Here is a 16,183-nt window from a genome sequence, read left to right on the forward strand (position 1 = left end):
GCCCGTCGCTACCGCTCCGTGCCCGGGCGCCCCCGGCGGGCGACGGCCCATGCCACGGCGGTGACGCCGGAGGCCAGCAGACCGGCCGGTATCGCCAGGAAGAGCCAGGGCCCCGGCGCATGCCAGACCCCCAGGGCGTCGAGGCCGTATCCGACGCCGACGGCCACCGCGGCCAGCCCGCAGATCAACCGGACCGGTTCGAAGGGGTGACGCTTCATGAGATACCTCCTTGAGACGGCCGAGCGGCAAGGACGAGAGCGAAGGTGCGGGGAGCGGCGGGCGGGGTGGATACGGCGGATATGTGCGTGGTGGCCGACACCGGCGAGCCGACCGGTGCGAGCGCCGCGACCGCGGCCGCCGGGAGGGCCCCGGCTCGCGAACCGGCCGTTGGCGGGGAGGCCGCCCCGGGCGGCGACGGGGAGGCGGGCGCCGCAGGCGACGGCGGGAGAGCGTGGCGGACATCGATCTGCCCGGCGCCCACCCGGAGCGTCAGGTCGAGGAAGCCGCGCGGCTTCTCCCCCTTCTTCAGCCCCTCGGCGGGAAGCGTGACCGTCCGGGTGCGGTCGTCCGCGGAGATCCGTACGTCGTTGGCGGACTCGCCCGGCAGACGCACATCGCCGAGCCCCAGCGACAGATGCACCGTCGTCTCCACGCCCTGTGGCAGCGTCACCTCCAGGCGGCCCGCGCCCACCTCGGCGCCGGTACGGATCGTGTGACCGTCCTTGACGGGCAGCCCCCCGAGGTCCAACCTGCCCCCTCCGGAGTCGAGTTCGTAATGCCGCTGGACGGCGGAGACTTCGGTGGGGGCCCAATGACGGTTCTGCCATTCGGCGCTGATGTTGTCCGGCAACACCGTCGACACCGCGAGGAGCGCCGTCGTCAGCACCATCATGACGACGGTGCCGCCGCCCGTCCGCCCCAGCCAGGCGCTGATCACCAGCCCCAGCCCGAACACCACCAGCGCACACGCCAGACCCGCCTGCAGTGCGTGCGAGAACGGGGCGTGCCGGTCTACGCCGAGCGCCGTGCCGGCGCCGCCGAGTGCGGCCAGAAGGAAGACCACGCCACCGATCCGCCGCCCGGCCCGCGGCCGACGCCGCTGCGGCGCGGGCGCACCGGACGGACGGGCCGCCGCGCCGCCGGGGCGGAAACCGGGAGGCCACACGGGGCCGCCGGGCACGCCGTGGCCGCCCTCATAGGTGAGATCGGCGTGTTCAGGGCCCCACAGGTACATCAGCCCGGCCGGTTCCTTGCCGAGCGGCCCCCGCCACCACGGAGGCGTCTGCGGGCCGGGCGGCGCCATGGTCTCCGGCGGCGCGTCGGCGATGACCTGCGCGGTGGCTGCGTCCCGGGCGCCGGGGCCCTCGGCACCGCCGCCGCGGTGCCGACGCGACCAGTACGCGGCACCGGCCACGGCCAGCGTCAGCAGGACGGCGAAGGACATGACGCTGCCCTTGCCCAGCGTCGTGAGGAACAGCCCGCAGCCGACCAGCGCGAACAGCAGCGCCGTCAGCGCCGAGCCCTCGACCCGGCCGGAGAGCAGCCGTCGGCCCTCGTTCTCCTCCTCGCCGTGGAGCGGGATGATCAGCCAGGCGAAGCCGTAGAAGATCAGCCCCAGGCCGCCGGTGACGGAGAGCACGGCGAGGACGATCCGGAAGATCACCGGGTCGAGATCCCACTGCCTGCCCAGGCCACCGCATACGCCCGCGACGACCTTGTGCCGTCGGCTGCGGCGCAGCGGCGGGCGCGGCGGGGTGGCGCCGTCGGCGCCGGGCGGTGCCGATTCCTCGGCTGGGGCTGCTTCGTTCATGAACCCATGGTGACAAGCGCGACGGAATCCCGGCATCCGTGGAAACCCTGGCAGAACCCTGAGATCGACCCCGAGCAACCCCGATATCACCCGCGGGTTCGCATATCCCCCCGAGATGCGCCGACGCAGCGAACGGACGGTGCACAGGCGCGGCAGGTGGGGCCCGGATCGGCCGGGTCGGAGACTATCGTTGCGCCCTGGATACGTACGGGTTTCCGGAGGGGCGTGCGGTGACGGAGGCGGCGTCGGTGGACGAGGGGCGACTGGTCGCCGGGCGGTATCGCCTGATCGAGCGGATAGGCCGCGGAGGTATGGGCACCGTCTGGCGGGCCCGGGACGAGGTCCTCGCACGCCAAGTGGCCGTCAAGCGGCTGCACGTCTCGCCCCAGTTGGACGCGGACGAGTTGGCCCTGCGCCACGAGCGGACCACCCGCGAGGCGCAGGCCGCGGCGCGCATCAACCACCCCAATGTGGTCAGCGTCCACGATGTGGTTCTCGACGACGGGCTGCCGTGCATCGTCATGGAGTACGTACCGGCCGGGACGCTCGGTGACCTCATCAAACGGGCGGCGCGGGAGAACCGTTTCGTGGATCCCCGGGAGGCGGCCCGGATCGGCCGCGGCATGATCGCCGCGCTGCGGGCCGCGCACGCCGCCGGGGTGCTGCACCGGGACGTCAAGCCGGGCAATGTCCTCCTCGGCGACGAGGGCCGCGTCGTCCTGACGGACTTCGGGATCGCCGTCGCCTCCGGTACGTCCACCCTCACCAAGACCGGCGAACTGGTCGGCTCCATCGACTACCTGGCGCCCGAGCGGGTCAAGGGTGGCACCCCGGGGCCCGCGTCCGACCTGTGGGCCCTGGGGGCGACGCTCTATCAGGCGGTCGAGGGGCGGCCCCCGTTCCGTAAGACCACGGCGGTCGAGAGTGCGTACGCCATCGCCGTCGACCCGTTGGAGCCGCCGGCCCACGCCGGGCCGTTGGCGCCACTGATCGAGGCGCTGCTCGCGAAGGAGCCCACCGACCGGCCGTCGGCCGAGGTCGTCGAGCAGGCGCTGCGCTCCGCCGAGGCGGAGGTGGACACGGCGCTGATCGGCTGGCCGACGCTGGCCCTGGGCACCGTGGGGCGCGGCGGTTCCGACACGGCGAGTGGCTTCGAGGCCCTGACCAGGCCGGTCGTGCCGTCGGACACCGCGGGCGGCGGGCGGCCCACCCCGGGGAGCGGCGGTACGGGCACCACCACCGGGATCGCCGGAAAGACGGCCGGTACCGGGGCGATCACCGACCCCCGGATAGCGGCCTCCCTGGGCCGCGCCACCACGACCGGCGCGGCCACGGACACCGATACCGCGAGCACGTCCGCCACCGGCCAGGTCACGGGACCGGCGGCGGACACACGCGGCCTCGTCGGCGTCGACGCGGAAGCCCAACGGGTCGCCGAGGCGGACACCGGCTCCATGGGCGGCGCGCTCCTGCCGTCCGCCACCGGGGCGGCCGTGTCGGGTGCCGAAGACACGGGGCAGATCGCGGTGACCCCGCCGCCCCGTAAGCGACGCGGCCGGGTCGTCCTCTGGTGCGCCCTCGGGGTGCTGGCGGCCGGGGGCGGCGCGGGCGGCGCCTGGTACGCGCTCCACGGGGGCATCGGCAACACGGCGCAACCGGCGAAGGGCAGCAGCCCCGAGCAGCCCTCCGTGTCCCAGCACCCCATCGGGCCGCCCCCGCCCACCCCGGACGGCATGCACCGCGTCGAGGAGCGGCAGCTCGGGGTCTCCTATCCGGTGCCGGACGGCTGGACGCGGCAGGTGAAGGACGGCGGCCGGCAGATCGTCTACATCTCCCAGGAGTCGCTCGCCCAGCTGACGATCAGCGTGCTGGACTTCTCGTCCGGCGACCAGGTGGCGCACTTCAAGCAGGTCGAGGGGGACCTCCAGAAGCAGTACCCGAGCTACTCGCGCAAGCGGCTGCAGGACACGATGTACCAGAACGACCCGGCCGCCATCTGGGAGTTCACCTTCCAAGGCCAGGTGCGGGAGTACCGCGGCATCGACCTCGGATTCGGCCGTGAGGGGGAGAAGGAGTATGCGATCTACGTCTCCGCGCCGAGCGCCGAATGGGCCACGTTCCGTGACCTCTTCTCCAAGGTGAAGGACGGCTTCCGCAAGCGCGAGGACGCGAGCTGACCGCGGGGCACGCCCGCGCCGCGACCCGCAAATCTCAGGGACCACGTCAGGGTCCACCCTGATGTCCCCCGACCCGCCGCGTGTGACGATCTGCGCATGACCACAGCCCCGCCCCGCGCCGGATCGCACCACGCGTCCGCGCAGCAATTCGCCGAGCCACCCGTGCGCAAGCTCTACCGCAGCGCCGACGGGCGGCTGCTCGGCGGCGTCGCGCGCGGACTCGCGGGACATCTGGGGCTCCCCGTCTCCTGGGTCCGGGTCGTCTTCGTCGCGCTGTTCCTCGCCGAGGGCATGGGCGCGCTGCTCTACGCGGCGTTCTGGTTCTTCGTCCCGCTCGGCGTCGGCGGGGTGGAGGACCGCCGGACCACGGCCGACGGCGCCCGCCGCGCCGGGGCCCGCAGACCCGATACGGGCCAAGTCATCGCGTTGATCGCGCTGCTGGCCGGGTCCGCGTTCGTCGCCTCCCGGTTCCAGCTGGGCATCGGCAGCGGCTATCTGTGGCCGGTGCTGCTGATAGCCGCGGGTGTCGCCCTCGTCTGGCGGCAGGCCGACAACGCGCGCCGCGCGCAGTGGCTGGAGCTGGGCCGCCGTAAGGGGGTCCTCCCGGCGCTGCGCGGCGCGGCCGGAGTCGCGCTCGTCGGAGTCGGCGTGACCGGCATCGTCGTGCTTCAGGGCTCGGTGGGCCACCTCGGCTCGGTGCTCCAGGCCGCGCTCGCCGTCGTCGTCGGCATCGCCCTGCTCGCCGGTCCCTACCTCGTCCGCCTGATACAGGACCTCTCCGAGGAGCGGCTGATGCGCATCCGCGCCCAGGAACGGGCCGAGGTCGCCGCCCACGTCCACGACTCCGTGCTGCACACCCTCACCCTCATCCAGCGCAGCTCCGACGACTCCCGCGAGGTCGCCCGGCTCGCCCGCGCCCAGGAGCGGGAGCTGCGGGCCTGGCTGTACCGGCCCGAGGGCCGCACCAAGGAGGAGGACGAGGAGCCCGCCACCCTCGCCGACGCGGTGCGTACGGCGGCGGCCGAGGTCGAGGACCACCACGGCGTACCGATCGAGGTCGTGGTGGTCGGCGACTGCCCGCTGGACGAGGCGCTGGGCGCGCAGATGAAGGCCGCCCGCGAGGCGATGGTCAACGCCGCGAAGTACGGCGGCGAGGGCGGGCCGGTGCAGGTCTTCGCCGAGGTGGAGGGCCGCACGGTCTTCGTCTCCGTACGCGACCGGGGGCCGGGCTTCGACCTGGACGCCGTCCCCGACGACCGGATGGGCGTCCGCGAGTCCATCATCGGCCGGATGGAACGCAACGGCGGCACCGCCCGGCTGCGGTCCGTGCCCGGCGGCGGCACCGAGGTCGAGCTGGAGATGGAGCGCACCGAATGACCACGCCCGCATCCGCCGCCACCCCCACGACCCCTCCTTACGGGCACCCCCACGACCACCCCCACGACCACCCCCACGGCCACCCCCACGGCCACCGCCGCGCCCGCCGGGCGCCGCATACGCCGCGGCGGCGAAACGGCGCGCCGCACCGCGCGATGATGACGACGCAGACCACGAGGGACGGACGGAAGAAATGAACAGCGACGGCGCACAGCAGGGCCTGAGCAGCGACGACGCTCCCCGGAGCGCACCGGTCGGCACCGGGACACCGGCACCCGCCGGCACCGCGGAACCCGACGGGCCCGCGACCCTGGGACCGGCGGGCGACGGTTCGGCCGGTGACGAGGCGGCCGGGGAGCGCACCGTACGGGTGGTGCTCGTCGACGACCACCGGATGTTCCGTACCGGGGTCCAGGCGGAGATCGGGGTGACGGAGCGGACCGGCGTCGAGGTGGTCGGTGAGGCGGCCGACGTCGACCAGGCGATCACGGTCATCACCGCCACCCGCCCCGAGGTCGTCCTCCTGGACGTCCATTTGCCCGGTGGCGGCGGCGTGGAGGTGCTGCGCCGCAGCGCGACGCAGATGGCAGACCCGGAGCGGCCGGTCCGCTTCCTGGCGCTGTCGGTCTCCGATGCGGCCGCGGACGTCATCGGCGTCATCCGGGGCGGCGCGCGCGGTTACGTCACCAAGACGATCACCGGGAAGGACCTGGTCGACGCGATCTTCCGGGTGGCCGACGGCGACGCGGTGTTCTCGCCGCGGCTGGCCGGGTTCGTCCTCGACGCGTTCGCCTCGACGGATGCCCCGCCGGTGGACGAGGACCTGGACCGCCTCACCCAGCGGGAGCGCGAGGTACTGCGGCTGATCGCCCGCGGCTATGCGTACAAGGAGATCGCCAAACAGCTCTTCATCTCCGTCAAGACCGTGGAGTCGCATGTCTCCGCGGTGCTGCGCAAGCTCCAGCTCTCCAACCGCCACGAGCTGACCCGCTGGGCGGCCGCCCGCCGCCTGGTGTGACACGGGGTCGGGGTCGGCGTACCACCGGAGGGGGCCGGGGCCTCAGGCGCACCACTTGAGGGCTCCCGGCTCACCGCCGGAGAGGCCCCCGTCACGCCCGGTGATCCATCCAGCAAAAGGAGGAAAGAAGCCCGCGAAGAGGGGCAACCAGGACGTCGTGGAACGCCATCTAAAGGCGAGGAGAGGCTCGCTGCCGTCGGCGCGGCCACCACCCCGCCGACCACGTACACGTCCTGGAAGCGAGATCCCGATGAGCCTGACGGGCACGCCCTTCTTCCTCACCTCGCTCCTGTTGCTGGGCGTCGCGATCGTCCTGCCACTGGCGCTCTGGAGCCGGATAGCCGGGCCACGTCTGCTGCGCGGCGCGCTACGTCTGGCCATGTTGCTGTTCGCGCAGGCAACCGCCATCACTGTGGTCTTCGTACTGGTCAACAACGCCAACAACCTCTACGACACCTGGGACGACCTCCTCGGCACCGGTAGCCACATCGAGGCGGCCCGCGACCTCGGTCCCGACGGGCTGGGCGGCCGGCAGATCTCCGACGAGCCCCGCCGGGCCCAGTCGTTCCGCCCCGCCGACGACCCGGTGCTCGGCCCGGGCGTGCAGGTCACGGACCTCCAGGGCCGTATCTCCGGCGTCAGCGGTGAGGTGTACGTCTGGCTGCCGCCGCAGTACCACGACCCGGCGTACCGCACCAAGAAGTTCCCGGTGGTCGAGCTGCTGCCCGGCTACCCCGGCTCGGCCAAGTCCTGGTTCGGCACGCTGGCGGCCGGCCGCCAGCTCCAGCCTCTGATGGAGCGCGGGGAGATCAAGCCGTTCATCCTGGTCGCGCCGCGCACCAACATCTACCAGGGCGCCGATACGGGCTGCGTCAACATCCCCGGGAAGGTCAACGCCGACAGCTGGCTGACCGTCGACGTACGCCAGATGATCACCGAAACCTTCCGGGCCGGGGACCGCCCCGGCTCCTGGGCGCTGGCCGGGTACTCCGCCGGGGCGCACTGCGCGACCAGGCTCGCCCTGGCCCACCCCGACCGGTACCGCGCGGCGGTCGGCATGTCCGGTTACAACGACCCGGCGGGCGAGGCCACCTCGCTCGCCGGTAAGGACCCGAAGCTGCGGATCGAGAGCAACCCGCTGCACCAGCTGCGGGAGGCCAACCTGGCCGGACGCCCGCCGCACACCGCGCTCTACCTCTCCGGCGCGCCCGGCGACGGTTACGAGGCCGGTCTCGGACTGCAGCGGGAGGCCCGTCGGCCGACCGCGGTGACCGTCCGGCGGATCGGCGCGGACGCAGGCGGCCACACGAGCGCGGCGTGGCGCGCACAGGTCCCCGAGATCTTCCGGTGGCTGGGACGAGAGATCAAGGGCTGACGGCCGAGGGCCGACGCGTCCGCCACGTGGGCCGCCCCGAGAGCCACCGGGCCCCGGCCCCACGCGACATCGGCCTCGCCCGCCCCACTCACCCTGCCCGCACCACCGCCGTCACCGGAGAACGCAGGCGCCAGCCGAGGGCCGTGTACAGCTCCCGGCCGGGCGGGCTGGCGACGAGTACGCCCTCGGTGGCGCCCCGTCGGACGGCGTAGGCGGTGAGCGCCGCCATCACCAGGCGGCCCAGGCCCCGGCGGCGGTGTTCCGGCTCCGTGCCGATCATGTCGTGGACGGCGGACACCGGGCGCCGTCCGTGCCGCCGGTGAGCGCGATCCGGCCGCTCGCGGCGGGCCGGTCGGCCGCCCCGCCAGTGGCCCATACCCGTACGTCCATGATCCCGTCGCACTCCTCGGTGTCGAGGCGGTAGCCGGGCGGCGGCGCGGCGGCCGGGGGATCCGGCGGCAGCGGGGCCGTCATGAGGTACTGCGGTTCGTCGTACCGCCAGGCGGCGGTGAGCAGCGGCGCGACCTCGGCGCGGGGCGCGCAGATCTTGAGCCGGATGTCCGGCGCCGTCACCGTACGGGCCAGTGCGCGCAGCACCGCGGGGTCGGCGGCGGGGAGGACGTACCGTGCGGCCTCCCGCGGATGGCCGACCTCGGTGCGGAAGCCACCCGGGACCACTCGCGGCGCCGGCGTCGCACGGGCCCGCGCCCACCCCCGCGCCCAGACACCGGCGACCCGCGCGAGACCGGCCGGGTCACACCCCCTACAGGCCCCCTCAGCCGGTCCATGCGCCGCACCCTGGAGCCGCCCCCGCCCCACGGACAGGCCGCAGACCGGCCATGAACGCCCACCACCGGGCCCCCGGAAGGAGGTATGGGGGAGACCGTTACGATCCGTACCATGGACGTAGTAATCAATATCTTCGTCGGCCTGCACATCATCGGTATCGCCTCCCTGCTGGGGGGCTTTCTCACGCAGATGAAGGCGATGAGCGCGGGCACCGCCCGGTTCGTGCCCGCGATGCTGCACGGTGCGCTGACGATGCTGGTCACCGGCATCGCGCTGGTCGGCCTGAACCAGGCCCAGGGCAGCCCGGTCGACAACATCAAGATCGGCGTCAAGCTGGCCGTCCTGGTCGTCATCCTGGGCCTGGTCTACGTCAAGCGGGACGAGGAGAGCATCGCCAAGCCGCTGTTCGGCACGGTCGGCCTGCTCACCATGGTCAACATCTTCATCGCGGTGCTCTGGACCTGAGCCCGACCGGGGCGCGCGGCGCTGTCCCCCGCGCCCCCGGCACACCCCGCGTACGCCTCCGGCCCGGCCCCTCACCGAGGGTGCCGGGCCGGAGGCGTTTCGCCGGGAGGACGCGCGGTGCGGCGGCCTCCCGGAGGGGTGTCACGCCGGGCGGACGCTCCCGTAGATCGGCATGTAGTAGATCGACTCGATGCGCACGCTGGCGCCCGGCTTCGGGGCGTGGATCATCTTGCCGTCGCCGATGTACATCCCGACGTGGCTGATGTCGTTGTAGAAGAACACCAGGTCACCGGGGGCGAGATCCTTGGTGACGACGCGCTGGCCGACGTTCACCTGGTCCCACGTCGTGCGCGGCAGGCTCACCCCGGCCGCCTTCCACGCGGCCTGCGTCAGCCCGGAGCAGTCGTAGGAGTTGGGGCCGGTGGCGCCCCAGACGTACGGCTTGCCCATCTGGGCGCGGGCGAACGCGAGCGCCTTCTCGGCCTTCGTATGGTACGAGCCGTCGGCCGGTCCGCCGCCCTGGCCGGGGTCGGTCGTACCGGGGGAGCCGGTGTCCGTCCCGCCACTGGGCTGCTCGCGCTGTTTCTGAGCTTCCTCCTCGGCCTTGCGCCGGGCCTCTTCCTCCTTCTTGCGCTCCAGCTCCGCCAGGTGCGCCTTCTCCTGGGCGGTCAGCTCGGAGAGCAGCTGCCGGGCCTCGGTCAGCTTGCCCTGGACCGTCCGCTTCGAGTCGGCCAGCGCGGTCTGCGACTCCTGGAGGCGCTCCAGGCTGCGGGTCGCCTCGGCCCGCTGGTGGGCGGCGGCGGCCTGCTGCTCCTGGTAGGCGTCGACGGCCTGCTGCTGCCGCCCGGTCAGCCGCTCCATCAGGTGGCTGCGGTCGGCGAACTGCTGGGGGTCCTTGGAGAACATCAGCTGCGCCGTCGGGTTCATGCCGCCGCCGCGGTACTGCGCGGCGGCGAAGGTCCCCAGCTCCCGGCGGGCCTCGTTGAGTTTGCCGGTGCGGCGCGCCGCGGCGTCCTGGAGGTCGCCGACCTCCGCCCGCCGCTCGTCGACGCGCTCCTTGACGCCGTTGTACTTCTGGGTCGCGACCTCCGCCTGGCGGTAGAGGGTGTCGACCTTCTTCTTGACCTCTTCGACGGTCGGCTTCGGGGAGCGGGGGGACGCCTCGGCCGACTGCGACAGCAGGGTGACCGTGGCGAGGGCCGCGGTCGTCAGACCGGCGGCCGTCCGGCGGCTGCCGGGCGAGGTGAGGACGCGGGTACGCGGCTTGCGGTGCGACGGCAAGGCCGACGACTCCTTCCGTGGACCGCCTACCGGGTTAGCTGTCGGGTTCGGGCGGTGTCGCAGACGGAAGGCTTGCCCTACGGTCCGTACGTTCGCACGCGTGCGGCCGTACCGACCGATTCACCCCGGTGGTGCTGGTGGGTCCCCGGCTCCGGGTGCCGTGGGGCAGGGCCGGACTCGGCGGAGGCGGCCCGTGCGGACGCTGTCGTCCGCGGGATGCGGGCAGCCCGAGCGTGAACCTAGCCAACTCGTGTGGCTCCTGTGAAGGCAGGTGTTCGAATTGCCCGAAACCTTTCTGTGACCTGTGTGCATGAGGTGACGTTCGTGCGGGTAAAGCGAGGCTTCTGCGTCGAATGCCGGATTCGCGAGTGGTGGGGGCGGAACGCCCGTCCTTCCGGCACTTCCGCGACTCCGGGGCCGACTGTCAGTGGGGCGGCCTAGACTCGGTGGGCGATGAGCAGCCTCTTTGACGACAGCTTCCTGGCGGACCTCGCTCCCAAGGACGAGGAGCCCCCGCCGCCCCCCGAGGACGAGCACGGCCCGGCCCCGGAGGAGGTCCCGCACGACCTCTTCAGCGGCAGGTACGACGCTCCCGTGCCCCGGGACGCGCACTACCGCGACGGCGCCGCCCGCCCCGCCGTCGACCCGGCCACGCTCCTGGAGGGGCTGAACGACGCCCAGAAGGCCGCCGTGGTGCACTCCGGCGGCCCGCTGCTGATCGTCGCCGGAGCCGGTTCCGGCAAGACCCGTGTGCTCACCCACCGCATCGCGCATCTGCTTGCCGCCCGCGGCGTCCACCCCGGCCAGATCCTCGCGATCACCTTCACCAACAAGGCCGCCGGGGAGATGAAGGAGCGCGTCGAGGAGCTGGTCGGTCCCCGGGCCCACGCCATGTGGGTCTCCACCTTCCACAGTGCCTGCGTCCGCATCCTGCGCCGCGAGTCCAAGCACCTCGGCTTCACCTCGTCGTTCTCGATCTACGACGCCGCCGACTCCAAGCGCCTGATGGCCCTGGTCTGCCGCGATCTGGATCTCGACCCCAAGCGGTTCCCGCCCAAGTCCTTCAGCGCCAAGGTCTCCAACCTCAAGAACGAGCTCATCGACGAGGAGACCTTCGCCGGGCAGGCCGCCGACGGTTTTGAGAAGACCCTGGCCCAGGCGTACGCGCTCTACCAGGCGCGGCTGCGCGAGGCCAACGCCCTGGACTTCGACGACATCATCATGACGACCGTCAACCTCCTCCAGGCGTTCCCGGACGTCGCGGCCCACTACCGCCGCCGCTTCCGCCACGTCATGGTCGACGAGTACCAGGACACCAACCACGCGCAGTACACCCTCGTCCGCGAGCTGGTCGGTCCGGCCGAGTCCGCCGCCGAGCTGTGCGTCGTCGGCGACGCCGACCAGTCGATCTACGCCTTCCGCGGCGCCACGATCCGCAACATCCTCCAGTTCGAGGAGGACTACCCGGACGCCACGACGATCCTGCTGGAGCAGAACTACCGCTCCACCCAGACGATCCTCTCCGCCGCCAACGCCGTCATCGAGCGCAACGAGAACCGCCGCCCCAAGAACCTCTGGACCGAAGCCGGTGAGGGCCCCCGCATCACCGGGTACGTCGCCGACACCGAGCACGACGAGGCCCAGTTCGTCGCCGAGGAGATCGACCGTCTCACCGACGCCGGGGATGCCCGCGCCTCAGACGTCGCGATCTTCTACCGCACCAACGCCCAGTCCCGTGTCTTCGAGGAAATCCTCATCCGCGTCGGGCTGCCCTACAAGGTCGTCGGAGGTGTCCGCTTCTACGAGCGCAAGGAGGTCCGCGACATCCTCGCGTACCTGCGGGTGCTCGCGAACCCGGAGGACACCGTCCCGCTCCGCCGGATCCTCAACGTCCCCAAGCGCGGCATCGGCGACCGCGCCGAGGCGATGATCGACGCCCTGGCGCTCCGCGAGAAGATCAGCTTCCCGCAGGCGCTGCGCCGCGTCGACGAGGCGTACGGCATGGCCGCCCGCTCCGCCAACGCCGTCCGGCGCTTCAACACCCTGATGGAAGAGCTGCGCACCATCGTCGAATCCGGCGCCGGACCGGCCACCGTCCTCGAAGCGGTCCTGGAACGCACCGGTTACCTCGCCGAGCTGCAGTCCTCCTCCGACCCGCAGGACGAGACCCGTATCGAGAACCTCCAGGAACTCGCCGCTGTGGCCCTGGAGTTCGAGCAGGACCGCGTGGCCGGACCCGCCGCGGAGGATGTGGACGCGGAGGAGCCCGTCTCCGGCGGCACGCTCGCCGACTTCCTGGAGCAGGTCGCGCTGGTCGCCGACTCCGACCAGATCCCCGACGAGGACGAGGACGGCAGCGGCGTCGTCACCCTCATGACCCTGCACACCGCCAAGGGCCTGGAGTTCCCGGTCGTCTTCCTCACCGGCATGGAGGACGGCGTCTTCCCGCACATGCGCGCGCTCGGCCAGACCAAGGAGCTGGAGGAGGAGCGCCGCCTCGCTTACGTCGGCATCACCCGCGCCCGCGAGCGCCTCTACCTCACCCGCTCCACGATGCGCAGCGCCTGGGGCCAGCCGTCGTACAACCCGCCGTCGCGGTTCCTGGAGGAGATCCCCGCGACGTATGTCGACTGGCGGCGCACCGGACCGGCGACGCCGTCCGCGACCATGGGCGGGATGCGCTCCGGCGGCAGCGGCGGTGTCGGCGCCGGGTTCGGTACGTCGCGGGCCAAGGGCCCGAGCGGGTTCGCGACCCGGCGGAGCAACGACCGCCCGGTGGTGGCGCTCGCCGTCGGCGACCGCGTCACCCACGACAGCTTCGGCCTCGGCACGGTCGTCGGCGTCAAGGGCGGCGGGGACAACGCCGAGGCGACGATCGACTTCGGCGGCGAGAAGCCCAAGCGGCTGCTGCTGCGGTACGCCCCGGTCGAGAAGTTGTGAAAAAGGCCCGGCCCTCAGGGGCCGGGCCACCACGCGGGTGCCTGCCGGACGGACCGGCAGGCACCGGGCGTCAGTTGGGGTTGAGCCCGTGGCTCTGCAGCCACGGCAGTGGGTTGATCGGCGAGCCGCCGCCCGGCCGCACCTCGAAGTGCAGATGCGGGCCGGTGGAGTTGCCGGAGTCGCCCGAGTACGCGATCTGGTCGCCGGCCTTGACGGAGCCGGAGCGGATCTTGGTGCTGCTGAGGTGGCAGTACCACGTCTCCGTGCCGTCGGGCGCCGTCACGATCGCCATGTTGCCGTAGGCGGAGTTCCACTGGGTGCGGATGGTGCCGTCGGTCGCGGCCATGACAGGGGTGCCGCCGAACACGGGGAAGTCGATGCCGGTGTGCACGGACATCCAGTTGACGCCCGCCTGACCGAAGAGCGCGCTCAGCCCGTGCTGCGTGACCGGCAGCACGAACTTCGGGCGCGCGGCCTCCTTGCGCTTCGCCTCGTCTTCCTTGCGCTTCTTCTCGGCGGCCTGCCGGGCCTTGAGGTCGATGCGCTCCTGGGTGCGGCTCGCCCGGCCGGCGAAGTCGTCGGCCCCGGCGCTGAGCCCCGCGAGCTGGGTGTCGAGCTTGCTGTTGGCCGTCGACGGCTTGACGCCCCCGGCCTCCGGCGCGGCCGCCGCGGCCTCGTCCTTCTCGCCCCCGCCGAAGCTGCCGACGGTGGCCGCGGCGGCGGCGCAGACGCCGAGGGCTGCGACGGAGGGCACCGCGATGGTCAGCAGCGCCGACCGCTTCGCCGTCCGGCGGCGGCCCCGGCCCCGCACCGCGGGGGAGGCGGCCCGGCCGTGGTCGGGGGTGTCGTCGGCGAGGTCGGACGGGATGATCGGGGTCGCCTGGGTCATCGCGTCGGCGAGCGCGGCGGCACGGGCGCCCGAACCGGACCCCGGGGATCCGGCCTCGGGCCGCGGCGGTTCGGCGGGCTGGTGCGGCAGCGAGTCGACGGCCGGGGGGCCGCCCTGGGCCGGGATGATCGCGGTCGCCGCCTGGTCGATCGTCGGCCACACGGCGGTGGCGTCGTGTCCGGCGTCCTCGGTGATGGCCGGCTGCACGACCGTGGCGGTGGCCTCGTAGCCGCCGGTGCCGTACGCCGTCCGGTCGTCGTAACCGACGGGGGCGTCGTAACGACCGGTGTGGGAGGAACCGGTGTCAAAGGAACCGGCGGGGAAAGAGCCGGTGCCGAGGGGGTCGCCTCCGTAGGCGTACGTGCCGGTGCCGGTGCCGAGGGCGTCCGTGCCGAGCCCGCCCGTCTCGTAGGCGCCGGTCGCGTAGGCGGCGTGGTGCGTGCCGGTCGGGTAGGCGCCGGTGTCCGTGCCGTACCCGTCGTCGTAGCGGTACGCGTGGGTGCCGGTGCCGGGCGTCTCGTGGCCGGTGTGGGCGTACGGGTCGTAGGCACCGCCCTGCGCGTCCGTGCCGTAGCCGGTCCCGTAGGTCATGGCGTGGTGCGTGCCGGTGTCGTACCCGGCCGCGTCGTACGCGCCGGTGGCGTAGGAACCCGTGTCGTGGGAGCCGGTGCCGTACGAGGACGCGGCGTAGGCGCCGGTCTCGTAGGCGCCGCCGTACTGCTCGGCGCCGTAACCGGCTGTTGGGTACTGCCCGGTGTCGTATCCGCCGGGTAGGGAACCGAAGAGCGGATCAGCGCCGTCGTCACCGGAGTATCCGGCCGCGGGATGCTGCTGCCCGTAGGAGTCGTACGCGGGGGAGTGCCCGTACGAGGCGTCGGGAGCGGGGCCTGTCGGGAGCGGACTCTCCGACGGGTGACGGTCGTTCACCACCAGCTTCTCTTTCGCCTCGGCAGCAGGAGAATTAGCGGCGACTGTACCCGGCGGTACGCGACGCCGACAATCTTCCCCAGGTTTCGGGCGGGACCGGGCCGGGCATTTGGTCGCCTTTCGGTGGCATCCATGCCTCCTTTTGGTGTCCCGTTCGAGAGCGCTGGGGCGCGGAACCCGGCGCACGCGCCGTGGCCGGGCCCGGGCGGCCGGAATTCCCTTGACGTATCCGGTGCGTGCCGGGCGTGCGGTCCGATGGCGATATCGAATGCGGAGATTGCGCCACGGAATGGCAAGGGATGGCTTGATGTCGACCTTTTGGTGGTGGTGGCCCTTTTGGGAAGGGTGGTGGCGAAGGGCGTCGCGAATGCCGGGTGCATTCCGGTGGGGGTGCGGTGCCGGTGTCGCGGACCGGGGCCGGGCGGGGTGCGGGGGGACGGAGGGCGGGGTGTGGCAGGGGTGTTCGCATGTGATTTCCCCCTCCCCGCATGTCACGGGACCACCGGGTGCGCGATGCTGGGGATAACGTTCGTTCACTTGCGGCCACTGGACCGGACGGTCGCGCGATCGGTTGTCGGCTCGGCGGCACACACGACGTGCCGTGCATGACTTGGAGGCGGTTATGGGTGTGGCACGGCATGACGAGGCGCAGGCGGACGGCCGGGGGACGGCCACTACGCCGGGGCCGATCCGCGTCGTGGTGGCCAAGCCGGGGCTGGACGGACACGACCGGGGCGCCAAGGTCATCGCGCGGGCGCTGCGCGACGCCGGTATGGAGGTCATCTACACCGGGCTGCACCAGACCCCGGAGCAGATCGTCGACACGGCCATCCAGGAGGACGCCGACGCCATCGGCCTGTCGATCCTCTCCGGCGCCCACAACACGCTCTTCGCCAAGGTGATCGCGCTGCTCAAGGAGCGCGACGCGGACGACATCAAGGTCTTCGGCGGCGGCATCATCCCGGAGGCGGACATCGCGCCCCTGAAGGAACAGGGCGTCGCGGAGATCTTCACCCCGGGCGCCACCACCACCTCGATCGTGGAGTGGGTGACCGCGAACGTGCGGTCCTTGTCGGCCTGAGGGAGCGGTGGGCCGGGGCCGGTCGAGGCCGGGAGTTGGCTAGGGGCGGGGCGG

Annotated in this window: 13 protein-coding genes and 1 riboswitch; of the genes, 7 read left to right on the forward strand and 6 right to left on the reverse strand. The window is 72.6% G+C overall.

What is annotated here, in order from left to right:
* Positions 1–8: 8 nt before the first annotated feature.
* Both OG422_RS19390 and OG422_RS19395 read right to left on the reverse strand, forming a co-directional pair.
* Positions 9–218: a hypothetical protein gene (locus tag OG422_RS19390; protein WP_143944088.1), complete on the reverse strand. Its 210-nt coding sequence runs from the start codon at positions 216–218 to the stop codon at positions 9–11.
* On the reverse strand, positions 215–1,810 hold the full coding sequence (locus OG422_RS19395; protein WP_405743886.1) for a PspC domain-containing protein: 1,596 nt from the start codon (positions 1,808–1,810) through the stop codon (positions 215–217). The genes OG422_RS19390 and OG422_RS19395 overlap by 4 nt, the downstream gene beginning before the upstream one ends.
* Before the next feature lie 230 nt (positions 1,811–2,040).
* Here OG422_RS19395 and OG422_RS19400 point away from each other — a divergent pair, with 230 nt between their 5' ends.
* The 4 genes from OG422_RS19400 to OG422_RS19415 all read left to right on the forward strand — a co-directional run bounded on the left by OG422_RS19400 (position 2,041) and on the right by OG422_RS19415 (position 7,757).
* Positions 2,041–3,987, forward strand: coding sequence for a serine/threonine-protein kinase (locus tag OG422_RS19400; protein WP_405743887.1), 1,947 nt, complete (start codon positions 2,041–2,043; stop codon positions 3,985–3,987).
* A gap of 96 nt (positions 3,988–4,083) precedes the next feature.
* Positions 4,084–5,364: a PspC domain-containing protein gene (locus tag OG422_RS19405; RefSeq protein ID WP_405743888.1), complete on the forward strand. Its 1,281-nt coding sequence runs from the start codon at positions 4,084–4,086 to the stop codon at positions 5,362–5,364.
* 193 nt (positions 5,365–5,557) lie between these two features.
* Positions 5,558–6,382 carry a response regulator transcription factor gene (locus tag OG422_RS19410; protein WP_285229418.1) on the forward strand — a complete coding sequence of 275 codons (825 nt, stop codon included), beginning with the start codon at positions 5,558–5,560 and terminating at the stop codon, positions 6,380–6,382.
* A 250-nt stretch (positions 6,383–6,632) separates the two neighbouring features.
* Positions 6,633–7,757 (forward strand): alpha/beta hydrolase, encoded by a 1,125-nt coding sequence (locus OG422_RS19415; RefSeq protein ID WP_405743889.1) that lies wholly within the window; start codon positions 6,633–6,635, stop codon positions 7,755–7,757.
* An 88-nt stretch (positions 7,758–7,845) separates the two neighbouring features.
* Here OG422_RS19415 and OG422_RS19420 read toward each other — a convergent pair whose 3' ends face one another.
* Positions 7,846–8,055 carry a GNAT family N-acetyltransferase gene (locus OG422_RS19420; protein WP_405743890.1) on the reverse strand — a complete coding sequence of 70 codons (210 nt, stop codon included), beginning with the start codon at positions 8,053–8,055 and terminating at the stop codon, positions 7,846–7,848.
* Complete coding sequence (locus OG422_RS19425; protein ID WP_405743891.1) at positions 8,034–8,435, reverse strand: hypothetical protein; 402 nt, start codon at positions 8,433–8,435, stop codon at positions 8,034–8,036. The genes OG422_RS19420 and OG422_RS19425 overlap by 22 nt, the downstream gene beginning before the upstream one ends.
* 222 nt (positions 8,436–8,657) lie before the next feature.
* Here OG422_RS19425 and OG422_RS19430 point away from each other — a divergent pair, with 222 nt between their 5' ends.
* The gene (locus tag OG422_RS19430; RefSeq protein ID WP_405743892.1) at positions 8,658–9,011 is read left to right on the forward strand and encodes a hypothetical protein; all 354 of its coding nucleotides are present in this window, start codon (positions 8,658–8,660) and stop codon (positions 9,009–9,011) included.
* Positions 9,012–9,152: 141 nt separating this feature from the next.
* Here the strand turns inward: OG422_RS19430 and OG422_RS19435 are convergent, their stop codons facing one another.
* Positions 9,153–10,292 (reverse strand): NlpC/P60 family protein, encoded by a 1,140-nt coding sequence (locus tag OG422_RS19435; RefSeq protein ID WP_405743893.1) that lies wholly within the window; start codon positions 10,290–10,292, stop codon positions 9,153–9,155.
* 7 nt (positions 10,293–10,299) lie between these two features.
* A riboswitch (cyclic di-AMP (ydaO/yuaA leader) is annotated at positions 10,300–10,485 on the reverse strand.
* A 260-nt stretch (positions 10,486–10,745) separates the two neighbouring features.
* On the opposite strand from OG422_RS19435, the gene pcrA reads away from it, so the two are divergent.
* Complete coding sequence (gene pcrA / locus OG422_RS19440) at positions 10,746–13,232, forward strand: DNA helicase PcrA (RefSeq protein ID WP_143943233.1); 2,487 nt, start codon at positions 10,746–10,748, stop codon at positions 13,230–13,232.
* 70 nt (positions 13,233–13,302) lie between these two features.
* Here the strand turns inward: pcrA and OG422_RS19445 are convergent, their stop codons facing one another.
* A complete protein-coding gene (locus OG422_RS19445; RefSeq protein WP_405747903.1) occupies positions 13,303–15,048 on the reverse strand; it encodes a M23 family metallopeptidase in 1,746 nt (581 codons plus the stop codon).
* A gap of 622 nt (positions 15,049–15,670) precedes the next feature.
* Between OG422_RS19445 and OG422_RS19450 the strand changes: the two genes are divergently transcribed.
* A complete protein-coding gene (locus OG422_RS19450) occupies positions 15,671–16,129 on the forward strand; it encodes a cobalamin B12-binding domain-containing protein (RefSeq protein WP_143944786.1) in 459 nt (152 codons plus the stop codon).
* The last annotated feature ends 54 nt before the right edge of the window (positions 16,130–16,183 follow it).

This window comes from Streptomyces sp. NBC_01525, assembly GCF_045040405.1.
GTDB classification, from domain to species: Bacteria; Actinomycetota; Actinomycetes; order Streptomycetales; family Streptomycetaceae; genus Streptomyces; species Streptomyces benahoarensis.